Below are 18,995 nucleotides of genomic sequence, written 5' to 3' on the forward strand. Positions count from 1 at the left end.
TCACCCGCTGGACCACGTCAGGTCAGGAGGTATGCCTTCAGGATCGTCACCGTGTAGGTGTTGCCGGTGGTGTCGGTCAGGGTGGATTTGAAGGAGACCGAGCGGGCGTTTTCCGGGTGGGTCAGGGTGAGGGTCCTTTTGCCGTGGGTGGTGGTCACCGGGGCGGGGGACCATGTCTTGCCGGCGTCGTAGGAGACCTTCACCGTCAGGGATTTCAGGTGGGTGGCCGCCGGGCCCTGGAGGGAGAGGGGGATCGTGGTGCGGCGGCCTGCGGGGGCCGTGCCGGCCAGGGTCAGCTTCGGGTGGAAGCGGACAGTGGAGAGGGGCAGCGCGCCGGAGTCGGACGGGCTGGACGTGAAGGTCCAGGCCGCTGTCAGGCGGCTCGTGGTCGTGGCCACGCCTGGCGGGCGGGTCAGGGTCGTTCGGATCGTGTAGCGGGCCGGGGCGGACGGGAGCTTCTCCACGGTCTGGCAGAGGTCGCCGTCGTTGTCGAGCAGGGTGCTGCCGTCCGCGGTGACCGTGGTGTGGCGTTTCGCGGTGGAGAAGGCGGGGTGTCCGCTCCCGTCGGCGAGGTCGGGGACGCACAGCTCCAGGGTGTCGCCGTCGCGCCGTGCGCCGTACGCGCCGCCGGTGATCGGGCTGAAGACACCGATGTTGTACGTGGCCGCGTAGGTCCGGCCCGCCCGGTACGACCTCGCGCTCTCCGTGCCGTAGAAGACGTCGTCGTCGTCCCCGGAGGCGTTTCGCTGGCCCAGGTTGGCCGTCCACTTGAAGCCCTTGGGCGTGGTGACGTAGATCTTCGCGGTCGTCGGCAGCGGGAAGGGGTCGCTCACCGTGCCCAGCGACAGGGTGGGGCTGCTCCACAGGACGTTGACGATGCCCTTGCGGTGGGCGGCGGACGAGCCGAAGTTCCGCTTCAGCAGGGCCAGTTCGTTCATGCGCGTGGTGTGCCGATAGCCGGTGGGGAAGCGGTCGGGCAGGTTGTGGAGCAGGTGGTAGGTGGTGCTGCCCTTCTGCCACAGGCCGCCGAGCTGCGTGCTGAGCCTCCCGGCCGGGGCGTTCGGTCCCAGGGTCGCGGTGCGCAGGTTCTTGAACGTCCCCCAGAACAGGGTGCTGTTGTGCGCTGCGCTTCCCCTGTCCCCGGTGCCGACGGCGACGTTGAGCTGGCCGTCGGACATCTTCGCGCCCTGCGGCGCGGTGATCCGGACCGGCTTCGCCTTGCGCGCGTCGAAGACGACCGTGGTGTCCCCGGTGAGGGAGAGCCGGGGCCGGACCAGCGCGGAGGTGCCCTCGGCGTCGTCCATCACGGTGTCCACGACGTAGTCGCCGCGCGGGACCCGCACCCGGTACACGCCCTTGGAGATCTGCTCGGAGTCCTCGAGGTTCGTGGTCCAGTACGTGCCCGAGTACGCGAGGATCTCGGTCAGCGGAGCGCTCATGGGCTTGCCGCCGCGGTCGAGGAACTTCAGGGTGAGGTCGTATGCCTCAGCCTCGCGTACGACGCCGAAGGCGGTCCGTACGGCCGTGGGGTCGGCGGCCGCGGGGTCGGCGCCGTTCCGCGCGGTGGCGACCAGCGTGCCCGAGTAGGTGCCGTCCGCCGCCTCGACGCGGGTGTCGGCGGTGAGGTCGACGCCGGCGGTGCCGCCCGCCGGGACGGTGAGCTGAGTGGTGCTCAGCGTGAACATGCCTTCGGGGGCCGTGCTGCCTCCGGGGCCGGTCGCGCCGGCCGTCAGGTCCAGGGTGACGGGGCGGTCGCCGTCGTTGCGGTAGGTGATGTGCCGGGTGACCGGCCGGTCGTCGGTGTGCGGCCACAGTTGCTTGCCGAAGGACACGGAGGTCTGTTCGCTCGCCACCGCCCCCTGAAGTGCCCGGGACACGTCGAGCCGGCCCGTCCCCTGCTGGAAGACGGTCGCGCCGGCAGTCGGGGTGGTGGACGCGGTGAGCGCCTGCTTGATCCGCGCGCCGGTCCAGTCGGGGTGCCGCTGGGCGAGGATCGCGGCCGCCCCCGCGGCATGCGGCGTCGCCATCGACGTACCGGACATGGAGACATAGCCGTCGGCGGCCGGGTCGCCCATGTGGCCGTGCGCCGCCCTCGCCGAGACGATGTCCACGCCCGGCGCCGTGAGGTCCGGTTTCAGCGCGTTGTCGGTGGTCGGGCCGGTGCTGGAGAAGTCGGCGAGCCGGTCCTCGCCGTCGACGGCGCCCACGGTGAGCGCCGATTCCGCGGCCCCCGGGGAGTCGACGGTTCCCGCGTCGGGGCCCTCGTTGCCGGCCGCGGCGACGGTGAGCATGCCGCTGCTCTTCGAGAGGGCGTTCACCGCCGCCTCGACCGGGTCGTCCCCCGGGGTGTCCTCCTGGCCCAGGCTGAGGTTGGCCACCTTGGCGCCCTGTCCGGCGGCCCACTCCAGGCCGGCGATGACGCTGGAGTCGCTGCCCTCGCCGTTGTCGTCCAGCACCTTGGCGTTGAGGAGCTCGGCACCGGGCGCGACGCCCTTGTACCGGCCGTCGGACCGTGCGCCGGAGCCCGCCAGTGTCGCGGCCACATGGGTGCCGTGGCCGGCCATGTCGTCGGTGCTGCCGGTGGTGGTGAAGTTCTTCGACGCCTTCACCGCCGAGACGAGGTCCGGGTGTGTGGTGTCGATGCCGGTGTCCAGGACGGCGACCTTGACGCCCTTGCCGTCGTATCCGGCCGCCCAGGCGGCCGGGGCGCCGATCTGCGCGACGCCGCCGCCCGCCTCCCCGGCCTTCGCACCGTCTTCGTCCGCCGGCGCCTTGAACCGGCCGTCCAGCCAGACCCTCGCGACTCCCTTCTCCTCGGTGAGGGCCTGCCACATGTCGTCGGCCCCGGCCTTGGGGACGGTGATCGCGGCGCCCGCCACACTGGGCAGTTCCCGGCGCACGGTGGCGTCCGCGTCCGCGACCAGTGACTTCTGGGTGCTCCGGCGCTGGGCGGACGTGCCCTCGTACGACACGATCAGCGGGAGCGTGCCGCGCCGGGTGTCGTCGTAGCCGGCGCGTATCAGGCCGCTGACGTCGAACAGCCGCATGTCCAGGACGCCTTGGCCGATCAGGGCGGCGGCGTCGGCGGGTACGACGTACTGATCGCCGCCGACGCCGCGCACGGACACCGGGACGTGCTCACGGCCCGGTGCCCGCCGTACGCCCGTCACCCGGCCCCGGGCGTCCAGCCGGACCCGGTCGCCGGTGAGGAGGGTGACGTACCGGCCTGCTGCGGAGGCGGAGGCGGAGCCGGCGGGCGCCGCGACGGTGGCGGTGTCCTGCGTCCGTACGCCGAGGCCGGAGCCCGTGGCCGCCACCGAGACGCCCGTCATCAGCCCCGCCACCAGCAGGGCGGCCAGCGAGGCGCTTGCGGTTCTGTCGCGCATTCAGCTCACCTGCCCGGGGAGCTGCTTGTTGGCGTCGACGACCGCGCGCTCGGTGATCGCGCTGGTGTGCGTGACGGTACCGACCTTGAGGGGATTGTCCGCCGTGGCCTTGACCACCACGATGCGCTCGCCGAGGAACCGCAGGGTCTTCTTGTCGAAGATCCACTCGATGCGCTCGCCGTTGCCGGAGTCCTCCCGCGCGATCGCGACCCCGTGCCGGCCCGTGGCGTCGACCGCGTCGTCCACCGAGACGACTCCGGGGATCTTGGCCGCGGCCTTGTAGAGGGCGGCGCCGACCTCGGCGGGCGGGTAGCTCTCGAACAGCAGATCGCCGATCGCGACGAAGGCCGCCTGGTCGCGCGGGACTTCGGGGTCCCGGACGGCGTCCGACTCGCGGTAGATCCGCTGCAGCAGCGCGTCGGGGTCGGTCGGCAGCGCGGCCAGGGCGTTGTAGGCGCCGCTGAACGGGGTGTCGCCCTTCAGGGTGATGCCCTTGTCGCTGGTCTGACCGTCCTCGATCAGCCAGCCGTCCCTGCCGTCGAGGGAGTTCCAGACCTGGCGGGAGTGCAGCTCGTCGCTGACCGCCTCGCTCTTGTCGCCGACGGTCTTGATGTAGCTGTCGGCCACCTTCGAGGCGATGTAGATGTACTGGCCCTTGCGCGGGGTGGGCTCGGAGGTGTCGGCGGCGGCCAGGGAGATGCGTTCGAGGAGCTGGGGGGCGCCCTTGGCGTCGGCGACGCCGATCTGGGTGGTCAGGGCGGGGCCGGTGGCCAGGGTGGTCTTGCCGTCGTCCGGCCCGCCGCCGGTGAGGGCGAGACCGCCGACGACCGCGCCGGCCAGGGCGAAGGCTGCGGCGGGCAGGAGGATCGCACGGCGCAGGAACGGGTTGGAGCGCTTCACGGGCGCGACCGGAGAGGTGGCGGGCGTACGGGAGGAGGTGCGGAGGTCTTCGTGGATCCGGGCCATCATCTGCTCCTTGTGGAACTGGTGGCGGCCCGCCGGCAGATCCCGCTCGGCGGAGGGCAGCAGACTCTGCGTCTCCGTCCACTCGGCCGGGTGGGGCCGGTGGGAGGGGCTGGCGTTCATCGGTTTCCTTCCTGTGCGGACCGGACCGCGTATCCGCGATCACCTGTTGTCTGCCGGTTCGTGCGGGTGGGTTCCCGTTTTTCTCCGAGCAGTTGTGCGTCGGTGAGCTTGCGCAGCTTGGAGCGGGCGCGGGAGAGGCGGGAGCGGACGGTGCCGACCGGGATGCCCAGGGCGCGGGCCGCCTCGGCGTACTCCATCCCCTCGAACAGGCACAGCGTCAGGACCTCGCGCTCGGGGCGCTTGAGCAGACTCAGGGCGGCCAGCGTGGCGTTGATCCGCCGCCGGTCGTCCAGACGTCCGGCGGTCTCCTCGGCGTGGTCCTCGACCCGTTCTTCGGCGGCGTGCGCGGCGGCCGCGGCGCTCGCCGCGTTGCGGTAGCGGCGGTTGCTGCGGTGGTGGGAGCGGGCGACGTTGGTGGCGATGCCCAGCAGCCACGGCCGCAGCGAGCCGCCCTCGGCCTCGACCGAGGCCCGGCGCCGCCACGCCTCCATGAAGGTCGTCGACATCACGTCCTCGGCCAGCGACCAGTCGGCGGTCAGCCGGAAGGCGTGGTTGTACACCGCGCGGGCGCACGCGTCGAAGAGTTCCGCGAAGGCGTCCGGATCTCCGTTTCGCACCCGGGTTCGCATATCTGTGGTCACGTCTTCAACTGACGTACGGTGCGGGTGAGTTCCCGTGAGACACGTCACAGCCGTCGCACAGGTCACCGGGGCGGGGACCGCACGGGGACTCGGTGCGGGACCCGGTCCGGGGATACGCAGGCTGGTCGAGAACTGTGGGAGGTGTCGAGGCCGAACGCTGGCGCGGAACTCCTAAAAGCAGGTGTCGCAGGTTCGAATCCTGCGGCATCTGCTTCTGACCACGTCCTGCCGCATCTGCTTCTGACCACGACGGCGCGGTGCGCATGGGGCGGACCGGCGAGGAATCCGTAGGACTCTCAGCGCCTTAGCTGGGCCTTTGGCTGGAAACGGCGCATCGGCGTCCGGCGTCGGGCAGGCTTCCAGGTGCACTGGGTCGACCGAGGAGACCGACAGGACATGGAAGAAATACCGCCCCTCCAGCCCGCCGAGGACGGTGCCACCGTGGGGCTGTTCTGGGTCTCGGCGGACGGCGTCTCCGTGGGAGCCCCGGCTACGGCACCGGCCCCCAACGTGGTGTTGACGGCGGAGGGGCCCCAAGTCACCGGTCCGCACCCGCGGCAGTGGGCTTGGGCCGACCTCTTAGGGCTGGAGATCACCGAAGTCCCGGCCCGTTCCGCTCCGCAACGGTGGGCGACCCACGCCGCGAGCTTCGTCGCAGCGGCTCTGGACGCCTGGGTGCCGAGCAGCCCCACCGAGATGACCGTCTCCGTCGTCGCGTCCGACGGCACCTACCGGACGCCGGCCTACTCCAGCGCCGCCGTCGCCTACTCCCCGCGCGAAGTCGCTCTGTCCCGCCGGTTGATCAGCCATTTCATCCAGGGCACCGCGACGCCGGCCGTCATGACGGAGTGGTGGGTAAAGACCCGGCCGACCAAGATCCTCCGTTCACGCGAGCGGGAAGCCGTGCTCGAACTCTGGCTCGCACGCGCCTGACTGTTCCTTCGGGGCCCCATCGGTGGATGCGGGGCCCGCCGCTCGACTCGTCCATCGCCTGGTGGCCACCCACCGGCACCGCATGCCTTCGGGCACGGCAGCGTGCGCGCTGCCCCGGACGCACGACGGAAGACCGACATGATCCGCGTTCCCACCTGCGTACTCAGCAGCTTCGAACCGCCTCAGGTACGCGACGGCCACAGCCTGGACCTGTTCGTGCAGATCGGGTCCCTGGCCAAAACGCTCACCGCGACCGTCCTGACCGCTTTGGCCGGCCGCGGCGACCTGGACCTCGACGACCCGCTGGAGTCGTTCCTGCCCGCACCCACGGGCACCGGCATCACTCTGCGCCACCTCGCCGAGCACACCTCGGGCCTGCCACGGCTGCCCCCCGGGATCAACGGCCGCGACCCCTACGCGGCCTTCGACGCCCAGGCCCTGGAGACGGTCGTACGGCGCCTGGACAGCCTGGTCACGGCTCCCCCGGGCACCCACGAGGAGTACTCCAACCTCGGATACGCCCTGCTGGGCGCCGCCCTGGTCGCGGCCACCCGCACGCCGTACGAGGAACTCCTGCACCGGCATGTCCTCGACCCGCTCGGAGTCACCGACGTCGCCGCTGATCCGCCGCCCGGCAGACGGCTGTGCCGCCGGGGGCTCTTCGGGCGACCGCAGCGTCCCTGGACCATGAACGGCGCGATCCTGCCCGCCGGCGGTCTGTGGGCCACCCCCGAAGCGACCGCCCGTCTCGTCACCGGCCTGCTCGTCGACCGCAGGCTCGGCGAGCCGGCCCCGGCCTGGCAGCAGGCGGGACCCCTGGTGTGGCACAACGGCGCAACGGGCAGCGCCTCGGTCTTCGCCGGCGCCGTGCCGCAGGGCTGGATCGTCGTCCATCGCCTGTCCGGCCGGAGCGCCACGACGGATCGGCTGGCCCTGGACATGCTCAGACGTTTCGTCGACGCCCCGTCCCAGTGAAGGAGCGGTTGTACTGCGGGGGAAGCGGGTGTCGCAGGTTCGGCGGCAGTCGCCTCTCCGTAATGGCGAACCGGCCGGGAGGGCGGTGTTCGGGTGGAGGGTGTTTGGTGTTGGCTCGAGCGGCAACGCGGAGTTCATGAGTCAATCGAACAGCGGCACGAGTCAAGATTCAGCATCCAAACGCAGCGCTGCGACCAAGGCCCGGCGGGCCACGGCGAAGGCGACTGCTCCCGCGTCGCAGGCGGCGGACAAGGCGGCCGAGAAGTCGGGTGACGTGCAGTCAAAGGCGGTGGACGCGGCCGGGCGTACGGCCGGGGCGGGCTCCGCGGTCGTGCAGGGCGCGGCCGAGCGGGTCCAGGCCGGCCGTCAGGCCGTCGTCGCCGCCTCCGGGCAGGCCGCGGCCTTCGCCAAGACGGCGTGGACGGTGATCGCGCATCGGAAGGTCCTCGCCGCCGGTGTGGGTGCGGGCCTGTCGGCGTTGAGTGCCACGTCGTATCTCGTGGGCCGGCGCTCGGGGCGCCGCACGCACGGTCCGATCACCCGTCTGACCGGTGGCCGGATCTGAGGTGAGTGGCGGGCCCGTTGCCACTCGGCTCGAACTCGCCGGAGCAGAACGGCACATGGCCCCGGACCGGGATGGTCCGGGGCCATGTGTATGCGGGTGAGTCTTTCGGAGGAACACCCGCGTTTGCGGGTGTGGGGATCGTCGCCGTGTTGTGTGCGGGATGTGGGGACGGTCGGTGTGCGGAGCGGCAGGCCCTCTTCCTGCCGGTGATAAGTTCGAGCGCGTGATATCTACGGGGGCTTCGAGCCGTACGGGGCTCGCCTTGAGTCGGGTCACCCTGGTCGGTGAACGGCGGCGCGTCGAGCTTGTGTTGCCCTCGCGGGAGCCGGTCGCGCGACTGCTTCCCGAGGTGCTGCGGCTGCTCGATCCCCCGGCGAGTGCGCGACCGCAAACGCGGTATCTGGTGGCCGCGGACGGCAGTGTGCTCGGTCCCGACGCCACCTTGGAGTCCGCCGGTGTGGTCGACGGGGCCGTACTGCGGCTCGTGCGCGGCGTGGCCGACGGGGCCGCCGCCGATCTGGACGTGCCGGGCCGGCGCTGGGGCGCGACGGCGGGGCGTGCCGTCGCCGGTTGCGCGGTGGTGGCGTGGGCGTCCGGCGCCGCGCTGCTCGCTCGGCGGGAGTTCGACGCGGCCGAGGTCGGCGCGGTGCTCCTGGTGGTCGCCCTGCTTGCCGCCCTCGCCGGAGCGCTGTTCGCGCGGGTCGGCGACGGACGCGGGGTGAGCGCGGTCCTCGTCGTCGCCGGCGGCGCCCTGGCGGTGTTCGGGGTGTGGAGTCTCGCGGATGCCCAAGGGTGGTCCGGTGCCCTGCGGTTCGCGGGGGTCGCCGGGGTCGCGGCCGTCTTCCTGGCGCTCCTCGGGTGGTGTTCTCCGCTCGGGCGTACGGGATTTGTCGGTGCCGTTGCCGTCTTGGGTGGCGCCTTGTGCTGGGAGGCCGCGGTCGCGGTGGCTCCCGTGGAGCGGGCCGGTGCTCTGCTCGGCGTGGTGTCCGTGGTCGCTCTCGGTCTGCTGTCCCGGTTCGCTCTGACGGCTTCCGGGCTGTCCGGGCTGGACGACCGGCGGTCCGGTGCGTCGTCGGTGAGCCGGTACCAGGTGTCCACCGCGCTTGCCGCGACCCACCGGGACCTCTCCCTCGCCACGTACGTGACGGCCGGGTCCGCCGCCGTGGGCGGGGTGCTCGTGCTGCGTACCGTGAACGGGTGGACGGTGACCCTCGCCCTGGCCCTCGCCCTGGTCCTCGGCCTGCGGGCCCGGGCCTGTCCCCTGGTGCCGGACGTCGTGGCCGTGTTCGCGGCGGGCGGTGTCGTCGCCGTCCGGCTCGCCTGGGTGTGGGCGGACCGGGGTGGTGCGGGCGGAGCGGTCGCCGCGTTGGTCGCCGCGGCCGTCGGCAGCCTGAGCGTGCTCGTGGTGCGGCCGACCGAGCGGATGCGGACGCGGATGCGCCGGTGTGCGGATGCGTTCGAGTCGGCCGGGGTCATCGTGCTGCTCCCGCTGCTGGTCGGCGTCTTCGGGGTGTACGGGCGACTGCTCGGAACCTTCGCGTGAGCGTCAGCGTGAACGTGAACGTGGGCGAGCATGAGGCGGCGGGGATGAACCGGGCTCAGGGCAGCGGTGACGGCGAGAACGACGAGGTGCTGCGGGACATGCGGGAAGGTGACACGGTGGCGCCGGCCACCGTGCCGGAGGTCTCGGTCGACTCTCGCGCGGCCGTGAACAGCGACGCCCCCGGCGACAAGGCTCCCCTTCCCGTACGGCACCCCGACGAGCAGCGGCCCAACCCGGGCTGGTCCCTCTCCGCGCGCATCGCCGCCGCGGCCGCCTCCGACGACGTACCGCAGGAGCGGCGAGAGCAGGCGGAGCCGCAGGAGCAGGAGCAGGGGCAGGGGCAGCAGCAGGCGGCGGGGGTGGCGGCTCCTGGGCCTCTCACCGACTTCGATCCGCAGCCCGTATCGGGGTACGACGTACGGGCGTCGCAGGCCCCGCCTGCTCCCGCGCCCGCGCCTACACCCGCACCCGCACCCGCCCCGCAGCCTCCCCCCGGGGCTGCCCAGGCCGCGCCTCCCATGCCCCAGGCCCCGCCCGCCCCTCCGGCTCCGGCCCCCCGCCCCCGCCCCTCCGCTCCCGCGCTCGTCCAGCCCACCCCCGAGTCCGTTCCCACCCTCGATCCGCGGCTCGCGCTCGCCCTCGGCAAGCCCGCGCACGGGGACTCCGTGACCCGGCGTACCGCGCAGTCCCTGCGTCGGCTGACCTCCTCCGCCGCGCAGGACGTCGCCGAAGAGACCCGTGTGGGGCGGGAGTTGCAGCAGCCCGTCGCCACCGGGCGGGTCATCGCCGTGACGTCGATCCGGGGTGGTGTGGGCAAGACGACGACCGCCGCGCTGCTCGCCCGTGCCTTCAACCACTACCGGCACGACCCGGTGCTCGCGCTGGAGGCGGACGCCGCGCTCGGGACGCTTCCCGTGCGGCTGGGGGCGGAGTCGGTGCGCTGGTCCGTCGGCGATCTGGCCCAGATCCTCAAACCGTCCATGCAACTGACCGATGTGATCGGCTACTTGGTGCCCGTCTCCGGCGGGGGCTGGCTGCTGCCCGCGAGTCAGGGGCGGGTCGGTGCGCCGCTGGACATCCGGACGTACCGCAAGGCGACCCTCGCGCTGCGCCGGTACTTCGGTGTGACGGTCGTGGACTGCGAGACGCTGCCGGGCGAGGTGGCCCGTACGGCCATGGACACCGCGCACGCCCGGGTGGTCGTCGCGCCGCTGACCGCCGAGGGCGTCGGCGGCACCCGGGTGGTGCTCGACTGGCTGGCCCGCCTGCCGCACTCCGCGCTGGCGTCCACCGTCGTCGCGCTCATCTCGGCCACCCCCGACCCGAACCTCGATCTGAAGACGGCGACGGCGCATCTGCGGGAGACCGGCGTCAGCGTCGTGCACCTGCCCTACGACCGGCATCTCGCGGCCGGCGGACCCATCCGTACGGAACTGCTCGGCTCGGCGACCCGTCATGCGGCCACGCGGCTCGCGGCGGAGTCCCTGCAGCGGGCGGTCCGGGCCCGCTGACCGGCACGGGCGCCGATCCCGGCCGCGGGAGCATCCGCCCCTCCGAAGAACCAACCGACGAACCAGCCGAATAAATTCGAATGCGTTCTCGCAGCGGGCCCGGTAGCGTCCCGTTCCGACGCCTTCCGATGCGCTGTGCCCCGGTTACTTCCTGTCAAAGACCACACCGGTGCCCATTCCGATCTCGGAAGGCGCCACCTTTTTCCAAGGTGCGTCCAGGGGGACCTTCTGCATGACCCATTTCAACCGTCAGCGTGCCAAGTCCGAGGCCAGGAACGAGATCCAGGCGGAGATACCGGGTTTGACCGCAGGCGGAGCGACGTCGTCGCTCTCCACCCACGGACGGTGGCTGCTGCCGGCGTCCGGCCCGTCGGGGGCCGCACGTCCCCGGGCCGGTTGGTCGTGGCACGACCGTACCCACCAGGGCGGCGCGGGATACGCCCGTACGCCGAAGGCCGAGCTCTTCCTGCTGGCCGTCGCCGACATGGTCGGCCACCGCACCTTCTACGAGGGCGCCCGGGCCCGTGACGAGCGCTATGAACAGCTGGTGCGCGCGCTCGCGGTCAGCGACCCCGAGTGGACCCTCGGCCTGCTGCGCTGGCTGCGCACCGAGGCGCACATGCGGACCGCTTCCCTGGTGGGCGCGGCCGAGTTCGTGCGGGCCAGGCGGGAGGCGGGGCTGACCGGCTTCTCCCGGCAGGCCGTGGACGCCGTACTCCAACGGGCGGACGAGCCGGGCGAGTTGCTCGCCTACTGGACGGGCCGGTACGGACGGAGGCTGCCGCAGCCCGTGAAGCGGGGCGTCGCCGACGCCGTGCGGCGCCTCTACACGGGGCGGTCGCTGCTCAAGTACGACACCGGGTCGCGGGGTTACCGCTTCGGTGACGTCGTCGAGCTGACCCACCCCTCACCGCATCCCGAACGCCCCTGGCAGGGCGGGCTGTTCCGGTATGCCATCGACCGGCGGCACCGGGGCGACCATGCCGTGCCGCCGCCCGGCGAGGAGCTGCTCGCCGCGCACCGGGCGCTGCTCGCGGTACCGGTGGAGGAGCGGCGTGCGCTGGTCACCGGGGAGGGCGGGGCCGAGCGGCTGGCGGCGGCCGGGATGACCTGGGAGTCGGTGGCGGGCTGGCTGCAGGGGCCGTTGGACGCGGCGGTGTGGGAGGCCGTGATCCCCTCGATGGGACCGATGGCGCTCGTCCGCAACCTGCGCAACTTCGACCTCGCGGGCGTGAGCGACCGGGTGGCCGCCGAGGTGGCCCGGCGGATCGCGGACCCGGTCGAGGTGCGGCGCTCCCGCCAGTTCCCGTTCCGCTATCTGGCCGCCCACCGTGCGGCGCCCTCGCGGCGCTGGGAGGACGCCCTGGAGACGGCCCTCGGGCACTCTCTCGCCAACGTTCCCGCGCTGCCCGGCCGCACGCTGGTGCTGGTGGACCGCTCGGGGTCGATGTTCGACCGGCCCAGCGAGCGGACGCAGCTCAACCGTGCCGACTCCGCGGCCGTCTTCGGCACGGCGCTGGCGATGCGGGCGGAGCGGGCCGACCTGGTCGAGTTCGGCAGCGACAGCCGTCGTGTCGAGGTGGCGCCGGGCGAGAAGGTGCTGCGTGTCCTGGACCGCTTCCACGACCTCGGCGGCACCGACACGGCTGCGGCCGTCACCCGGCACTACGACCGGCACGACCGGGTGGTCGTGGTGACCGACGAGCAGACGGAATCGACGCCCTGGGCCGACCCGTTCCGCGCGGTCCCGGTGGGCGTGCCCGTCTACACCTGGAACCTGGCGGGCTATGCGATGGGGCATGCCGCGTCCGGCCCGCACCGGCACACCTTCGGCGGCCTGAGCGACGCCGCGTTCCGGCTGATCCCGCTCGTGGAGGCGGGCCGGGCGGCCGACTGGCCGTGGTGCGCGGACGACGCCCCGGACGGTCCGGTGCCGGACATCGCGGCGCCGTAAATCCAGGTGAGGTGTCCGCCGTCGCGGTGGTGGGATGGCGGGATGAGCGACGACGTGACGGTGGAGGGCTCGCCCGTCGTGGACCGGGGGCGTTTCGCGGAGACGGTGACGCCCTGGGACGACGAGGTGTGGCGCCGGGCCGCCCTGGGGTGGGTGAGCGAGGTGCTCGGCGCGCGGGGGCTGCGGGAGACCGGGCCCCGGCAGGTCCGGATCCGGCCCTGGTCGGTGCTGGTGCGGCTGGCCGTCGACGCAGACGGCGGTACCGGCGGGGCGGTGTGGTTCAAGGCCAATCCGCCCGGCAGCCGCTTCGAGGCGGCACTGGCCGAGGCGCTGGCGGGGTGGGTGCCGCGGCGGGTGCTGACGCCGGTCGCGGTGGACGCGGCGCGCGGCTGGTCGCTGCTGCCCGACGGGGGGCGGCGGTTCGCCGACACCCTGGACGCCGGGGAGGGCGGCCCGCGGGCATGGGAGGAGATGCTGGGCCAGTACGCCGAGGTGCAGCGGGCCCTCGTCCCGCACGCGGGGGCGATCGAGGTACTCGGCGTGCCCCGGGCCCCTACCGCCGAGCTGACCGCTCTGTTCGACCGGCTCGTCGAGGACAACGCGGCGCTGACCGGGGAGGAGCGGGCGGTGCTGGACGGGCTGCGGCCGCGGGTGCAACGGTGGTGCCCCGAACTCGCGGAGGCCGGTGTCGGGGACTGCCTCGACCACTCGGACCTGCACGAGGGTCAGGTGTTCCACGCGCCGGAGCAGGGCCGTTTCACCTTCTTCGACTGGGGCGACGGCCTGGTGACGCACCCCTTCTGCAGCTTCCTGGTCCCCGCCCGCTGTGCCGTGGACCGCCACGGCCCCGGCGTACTGCCCCGCCTGCGGGACGCCTACCTCGAACCGTGGACGGCCGACGGCCACCGCCCGGCGGATCTCCGCCGCGCCCTGGGCCCGGCCTGGCGGCTGGGCGCGATCGGGCGGGCCTGCTCCTGGGGCCGGCTCTTCCCGGGCGCGGCGGACGGCACGGAGCCGGCCGGTGGGGCCGCGGCGGCCCAGTGGCTGCTGCGGCTGGCGGACGAACCGCCGCTGTAGGCGCCGGCTCAGCGGCCCGGCGGCGGGACGAACCGGAACTCGGCGGGCGTCAGACGGCGCGTGCTCTCGGCGTACTCCCGCATGTAGCCGGGCCAGTTGGCGACGTTGCGGCCGTCGGGTGTGCGGTACCAGGAGGAGCAGGTCTGCCATGCCGTGCCCTCGAACCGCGCCCGCAGGGCGGCGAGCCCGGCCTCCTCCACCTCGGGCCGCACGTCCAGGGCCACGGCTCCGTGGCGGCGGGCCAGTTGCAGGGCCCGGCGCACGAAGGCGGCCTGTGCCTCCAGGAAGAACAGGATGGACCCGCCGGAGGTGTTGGTGTTGGGGCCGTACATGAGGAACAGGGAGGGGAAGCCGGGGACCATGATGCCGAGGTGGGCGCGGGCCCCGTGCGCCCAGCACTGGGCGATCGTGCGGCCGTTCACGCCGCTGATCGTCATGGGCAGCACGAAGGTGTTGGTGCGGAAGCCGGTCGCGTGGATCACGCAGTCGACCTGGTGCAGCCGTCCGTCCTCGGTGAGCGGCCCTTCGGGGGTCATCCGCACGATCCGGTCCGTCACGAGGTCCACGTCGGGGCGGGCGAGGGCGGGCAGGAACTCCGAGCTGAGCAGGACCCGTTTGCAGCCGAAGGCGTAGTCCGGCCAGACCCTGCGGCGCAGTTCGGGGTCGGGCAGCCGGCGGCGCATGTGCGCGGCGGAGAGCAGGGCGCCGACGCGGCCGACGGTGCGGGGACGGCGTATGCAGAGGGTGAGCAGCTCGATGCCGTGGAAGAGGAGCCGGCGCCACAGTCTGCGTGCCCAGGGCCGGCGCAGCAGCCGGTTCAGGGCGGCCGGCATGGGGCGGCCCGTGCCCGGCAGGAACCAGTTGCCGGTCCGCTGGAACACGGTCAAGTGCGCGGTGAGCGGCGCTATCTCGGGCACGAGCTGGACCGCGCTCGCTCCCGTGCCGATGACGGCCACCCGTTTGCCCCGCAGGTCGTAGTCCTCGTCCCAGCGGGCGGTGTGGAAGCTGCGGCCCGCGAAGTCGGACAGTCCCTCCACCGCCGGGTAGGCCGGCTTGTCGAGCTGCCCGGTGGCCAGTACGACGGCGTCCGCGACCCACTCGCGCCCCTCCCCCGCGCGCACCGTCCAGGTCCGTGTCTCCTCGTCCCAGGCGCACGAGGTCACCCGCGTGCCGGTCACGATCCGCGGGGTGATGCCGAGCGCGTCCGCGGTCTCCCGCGCGTACCGCAGGATCTCGTCCCGGCGGGAGAACAGGTGGGTCCAGGTGGCGCGTTGGGCGAAGGAGTACGAGTACAGGTGGCTCGGCACGTCGCAGGCGGCGCCCGGGTAGCGGTTGTGGAACCAGGTGCCGCCCGGTTCCGCGGCGGCCTCCAGCAGGGTCACGTCGTCGAGTCCGTGCCGCAGGAGTTCGGCGGCGACGGCGATGCCGCCGAAGCCGGCGCCCACCACGACGACCCTCGGCGGGCGGCTCTCCTCGGGGCGGTTTTCTTGACGATCTCCTGACACGTGCGGGCGCATCCGGCCAACTCCGTCCGGTGTCTACTTCCTTGTCGCCATCCTTACGGGGAATCTTTTCGAGGAATGGAGTGCCATGGAAGGCACTGTGGTCGCGCTGGTGCTGGTGGCCCTGGCCGCCCTGATCGTGCTGCGCAGCGGGATGCGGGTGGTCAACCAGGTCGAGCGCGGGGTCGTGTTCCGGATGGGCAAGGCTTTGCCGTCGTACCGGCAGCCGGGCGTGACGTTCCTGATCCCGTTCGTCGACCGGATGCGGAAGGTGAACACGCAGGTGGTCACCATGCCGGTGCCCACCCAGGAGGGCATCACCAAGGACAACGTCTCGGTGAAGGTCGACGCGGTCGTCTACTTCCGGGTGACCGATCCGCTGCGGGCCGCCATCGAGGTCCAGGACTACGTCTTCGCCGTCGGCCAGGTCGCCCAGTCCTCGCTGCGCTCCATCATCGGCAAGAGCGACCTCGACGACCTGCTGTCCGACCGTGAGCGGCTGCACGAGGGGCTCGCCCTGATGATCGACAGCCCGGCCGCCGGCTGGGGCGTCCACATCGACCGTGTGGAGATCAAGGACGTGCAGCTGCCGGAGTCCCTCAAGCGGTCGATGTCCCGGCAGGCCGAGGCGGAGCGGGAGCGCCGGGCCCGGGTCATCACCGCGGACGGCGAGTTCCAGGCCGCCCAGCAGCTCGCCAACGCCTCCCGGATCATGTCCGACACCCCCGAGGCCATGCAGCTGCGCCTGCTGCAGACGGTCGTGGAGGTGGCGGCCGAGAAGAACTCGACGCTCGTGATGCCTTTCCCGGTGGAGCTGCTGCGGTACTTCGACAAGGCCGCGCGGAAGATGACGGGCGAGCCCGCGGCGGTGACGGCCCCAGTGACTGCGACGGCCCCGGTGGCTACGACGGCTCCGGTTCCGACCTCTTCCGTGGCACCCGCTCCGGCTCCGGCACCGGCTCCGCTGCCCGACCCGCGGACCGCGACCCCCGAGCAGTAGCGAGCACCACCGTCACGGCGGCCGAGGCGGCCGCCATGACCGTCATCGCCGTGGCGGGCGAGGTGAGTTGGGCCACCGAGCCCGCCAGCGCGGCGGCCACGCCCTGCATGGTCAGCATGCCCGAGGAGTGCAACCCCAGGGCGTGGCCGGAGAGTTCGTCCGGGGTGAGGGACATCAGGCGCTCCTGCTGGACGAGGCTCGCGCCGAACCCGACGGAGGCGAGGGCGGCGAGCAGGGCCGACCACGGCAGGGCGGGGTGCAGCGCGAACAGCAGGTAGGGCGCGGCGAGCAGCAGGAGCAGCGGGGTGGCCAGGCGGGGGCGCAGGGTGGCAGGGACGAGACGGCCGACGGTCACGTCGCCGGCGAACATGCCCAGCGCCGCGGCCGCGAACAGGGCGCCGGCGGCCCGGGGGTCGTAGGAGACGTAGAGGGATTCGCAGCCGACGACCAGGCCGTTGGGCAGCCACAGGCCCAGGTAGGTGAGGCGGCGGGGCGGGGAGGACCACAGCAGGCGGTTCGTGCGCCAGGTCGCCGCCACGGACGGGCGGCCCGAGGCGCGCGGCGGCCGGGCGGTCAGGCCCAGGCGGACGGCGAGGGCGGAGCCGGCGTAGAGCGCCGCCGCGAGCAGCAGGCAGGCGCGCGGGGACAGGACCGCCAGCAGGGCGCCGCCGGTCGCGTATCCGGTGATCTGCATGAGCCCGGAGAGCATGTTGAACACCGAACGCCCCAGCAGATAGCCGTCCTTGGAGAGGATCTCGTTCAGCAGCCCCCAGCGGACTCCGCCGCCGAGCGAGGCGACGAGCCCCTGGAGCAGGACGACGGCGAAGACGCCCCACACCGGCAGTCCGGGCAGCGCCAGCAGGGCCGATCCGGCCGCGAAGGACAGGCCGATGCCGGTCAGGGCCGACCTCGGCGGCAGCCGGTCGGCGCCCGAGAGCAGGAAGGTCGCGCCCAGGACCTGCGCCAGCTGCGGCCCGAACATGCTCACCGCCGACAGCAGCGGCGAGTCGGTGGCCCGGTAGACCAGCGTGCCGAGCGCCAGGCCGCCGATCGTCTGGGCCACGGTGAGGCCCGCCGAGGAGAGGAAGAACGGGGTGAACTCCGGGGTGCGGAAGAGGTCTCGGTAACTGCGCATGCCCGGAGTCTGCGAAGAGCCCGGGAGCGCTGGTTATTGTTTCGCGTGGACGCGAAAGGTCAGGGGCGAGGGGCGGGCGGGCATGGGCTGGTGGCAGATCGACGCCGACACCCTGGCCCGCAGCCGGTTCGTGCTCTCCCCGATGGCCGAGACCTTCGCCTGTCTGCAGCTGATGCACCGCGGCGGAGCCGCGCACCCGGGTGAGCAGCTCTGGCTGCGGACCCATCTCCCGGCCTACCGGGCGCTGCTGGCGGCCGACCCGGTGACCGCGCGGCTGGTGCGGGCCGGGCTCGGCCGATGGGGGTCCCCCGCGTGAGCGCAGTCGAACGTGGGGGATGGATCGCCGACTTCCTGGCGCCCACCCCGAGGGACGGGGAGTCCATCGAGGAGGGCGTGGCCCGGGTCCGGGCGACCGATCCCGCGCGGGCCCGGGCCGATGTCGTCGTCGCCCTGCAGGGCAGGCCGCTGCCGGACGAGCTGCGCCGCGACGACCTTCCCGAGCGCGCGGCCGACCTCCTCGCCCATGTGTGGACCGAGGCGGTACGGCCGTACTGGAGCCGCCGCCGGCACATCCTGCAGGCCGATGTGGTCGCCCGCACCGCGCAGGTCAGCCGGGGCGGCTGGGCGAGCGTCCTCGACTCGCTGCGGCCGGGGCGCAGCCGGTGGCTCGGCGAGAACCGGCTCCAGGTGAACCTGCACGAGTATCCGCCGCGCGACATCTCCGGCGCCGAGCTGGTCTTCGTGCCGGTCACGCCGAAGGCGGGCTGGGTGTCCTGGGAGGAGCCCGAGCGGTACGCCCTCGTCTACACCTGCGCCGGCGCGCTCGCCGACGGCACCGCGCGGCCCGCGCCCGCGAGCCTGGCCGCCCTCCTCGGCCCCGCCCGCGCCGCGGTCCTCGTGCTGCTCGGCTCCCCCCTGAGCACCAGCCAGCTGACCGCCGTGACCGGTCAGGGGCTCGGCTCCGTCGGCCGGCATCTGAGGGTGCTGCTGGACGCGGGCCTGGTGGAGCGGCGCCGGGCGGGCCGCTCGGTGCTCTACTCCCGCACGCCCGCCGGTGACATCCTGGTGGAGGCCCAGGACCGGTCCGGTACGCAGCGGAGTTAGCATCCGCTCATGACGACCGCAGACAGCAACGGCGCCGGCCCCCTCGACGTGGAGATCGGCGCCCTCCAAGGTGGATCGGCCGGCCTCCCCCAGTACGCGGGGCGGGCCGTGCTCATCGTGAACGTGGCCTCCAAGTGCGGGCTGACCCCGCAGTACGCCGGTCTGGAGCGGCTCCAGGAGCGCTTCGCCGACCAGGGCTTCACCGTGCTCGGCGTGCCCTGCAACCAGTTCCTGGGCCAGGAGCCCGGCAGCTCCGAGGAGATCGCCGAGTTCTGCTCGGCGACGTACGGCGTGACCTTCCCGATGACGGAGAAGGTCGAGGTCAACGGGGACGGACGGCACCCCCTGTACGACCGTCTCGTCTCCTTCGCCGACGCCGAGGGCCACGACGGCGACATCCGCTGGAACTTCGAGAAGTTCCTGATCGGCCGCGACGGCAAGGTCGTCGCCCGCTTCTCCCCGCAGACCGAGCCGGAGGCGGCGGAGGTCGTCGCGGCGATCGAGAGCGCCCTCGCGTAGCGGAGGTCCGTTGACCTTGTCCCTGGGGCAAGGACGAGCATCCCCCGTCGTCGGGCGGAACGGT

The 18,995-nt window shown here is 73.0% G+C and carries 14 protein-coding genes and 1 pseudogene; 10 read left to right on the forward strand and 5 right to left on the reverse strand.

Annotation, left to right across the window (positions count from 1 at the left end; genetic code table 11):
• Nucleotides 1-17 precede the first annotated feature (17 nt).
• From M8J74_RS22820 to M8J74_RS22830, 3 genes are read right to left on the reverse strand one after another with little or no spacing between them, the layout of a single operon-like run.
• Nucleotides 18-3,386 (reverse strand): S8 family peptidase, encoded by a 3,369-nt coding sequence (locus M8J74_RS22820; RefSeq protein ID WP_249838225.1) that lies wholly within the window; start codon nucleotides 3,384-3,386, stop codon nucleotides 18-20.
• A complete protein-coding gene (locus tag M8J74_RS22825) occupies nucleotides 3,387-4,472 on the reverse strand; it encodes a CU044_5270 family protein (protein WP_249838226.1) in 1,086 nt (361 codons plus the stop codon).
• On the reverse strand, nucleotides 4,469-5,113 hold the full coding sequence (locus M8J74_RS22830; protein WP_249838227.1) for an RNA polymerase sigma factor: 645 nt from the start codon (nucleotides 5,111-5,113) through the stop codon (nucleotides 4,469-4,471). Before M8J74_RS22830 ends, M8J74_RS22825 begins: the two co-directional genes overlap by 4 nt.
• Before the next feature lie 396 nt (nucleotides 5,114-5,509).
• Here M8J74_RS22830 and M8J74_RS22835 point away from each other — a divergent pair, with 396 nt between their 5' ends.
• The 7 genes from M8J74_RS22835 to M8J74_RS22865 all read left to right on the forward strand — a co-directional run bounded on the left by M8J74_RS22835 (nucleotide 5,510) and on the right by M8J74_RS22865 (nucleotide 13,671).
• Nucleotides 5,510-6,046 carry a hypothetical protein gene (locus M8J74_RS22835; RefSeq protein ID WP_249838228.1) on the forward strand — a complete coding sequence of 179 codons (537 nt, stop codon included), beginning with the start codon at nucleotides 5,510-5,512 and terminating at the stop codon, nucleotides 6,044-6,046.
• Nucleotides 6,047-6,184: 138 nt separating this feature from the next.
• Entirely contained in the window at nucleotides 6,185-7,021 is an 837-nt protein-coding gene (locus M8J74_RS22840) for a serine hydrolase domain-containing protein (protein WP_249838229.1), read from the forward strand.
• Nucleotides 7,022-7,121: 100 nt separating this feature from the next.
• Nucleotides 7,122-7,586: a hypothetical protein gene (locus M8J74_RS22845; protein WP_372500243.1), complete on the forward strand. Its 465-nt coding sequence runs from the start codon at nucleotides 7,122-7,124 to the stop codon at nucleotides 7,584-7,586.
• A gap of 223 nt (nucleotides 7,587-7,809) precedes the next feature.
• Nucleotides 7,810-9,129, forward strand: coding sequence for an EsaB/YukD family protein (locus M8J74_RS22850; protein ID WP_249838231.1), 1,320 nt, complete (start codon nucleotides 7,810-7,812; stop codon nucleotides 9,127-9,129).
• On the forward strand, nucleotides 9,126-10,640 hold the full coding sequence (locus tag M8J74_RS22855) for a nucleotide-binding protein (protein ID WP_249838232.1): 1,515 nt from the start codon (nucleotides 9,126-9,128) through the stop codon (nucleotides 10,638-10,640). Before M8J74_RS22850 ends, M8J74_RS22855 begins: the two co-directional genes overlap by 4 nt.
• Nucleotides 10,641-10,872: 232 nt before the next feature.
• On the forward strand, nucleotides 10,873-12,594 hold the full coding sequence (locus M8J74_RS22860) for a TROVE domain-containing protein (RefSeq protein ID WP_372500240.1): 1,722 nt from the start codon (nucleotides 10,873-10,875) through the stop codon (nucleotides 12,592-12,594).
• A gap of 42 nt (nucleotides 12,595-12,636) precedes the next feature.
• A complete protein-coding gene (locus tag M8J74_RS22865) occupies nucleotides 12,637-13,671 on the forward strand; it encodes an aminoglycoside phosphotransferase family protein (protein ID WP_249838233.1) in 1,035 nt (344 codons plus the stop codon).
• An 8-nt stretch (nucleotides 13,672-13,679) separates the two neighbouring features.
• Here the strand turns inward: M8J74_RS22865 and M8J74_RS22870 are convergent, their stop codons facing one another.
• Nucleotides 13,680-15,188, reverse strand: coding sequence for a flavin-containing monooxygenase (locus tag M8J74_RS22870; RefSeq protein WP_249838234.1), 1,509 nt, complete (start codon nucleotides 15,186-15,188; stop codon nucleotides 13,680-13,682).
• 73 nt (nucleotides 15,189-15,261) lie between these two features.
• Here M8J74_RS22870 and M8J74_RS22875 point away from each other — a divergent pair, with 73 nt between their 5' ends.
• The gene (locus M8J74_RS22875; RefSeq protein WP_249838235.1) at nucleotides 15,262-16,173 is read left to right on the forward strand and encodes a slipin family protein; all 912 of its coding nucleotides are present in this window, start codon (nucleotides 15,262-15,264) and stop codon (nucleotides 16,171-16,173) included.
• Here M8J74_RS22875 and M8J74_RS22880 read toward each other — a convergent pair.
• Entirely contained in the window at nucleotides 16,076-17,308 is a 1,233-nt protein-coding gene (locus M8J74_RS22880) for an MFS transporter (protein ID WP_249838236.1), read from the reverse strand. The genes M8J74_RS22875 and M8J74_RS22880 overlap by 98 nt on opposite strands.
• Nucleotides 17,309-17,390: 82 nt before the next feature.
• On the opposite strand from M8J74_RS22880, the pseudogene M8J74_RS22885 reads away from it, so the two are divergent.
• Nucleotides 17,391-18,412: pseudogene (locus tag M8J74_RS22885) on the forward strand (ArsR/SmtB family transcription factor).
• Nucleotides 18,413-18,421: 9 nt separating this feature from the next.
• Entirely contained in the window at nucleotides 18,422-18,931 is a 510-nt protein-coding gene (locus M8J74_RS22890; RefSeq protein WP_249838237.1) for a glutathione peroxidase, read from the forward strand.
• Nucleotides 18,932-18,995: the final 64 nt, after the last annotated feature.

Origin of the sequence: Streptomyces panaciradicis (genome assembly GCF_023516615.1) — a bacterium.
Taxonomy (GTDB): domain Bacteria; phylum Actinomycetota; class Actinomycetes; order Streptomycetales; family Streptomycetaceae; genus Streptomyces; species Streptomyces panaciradicis.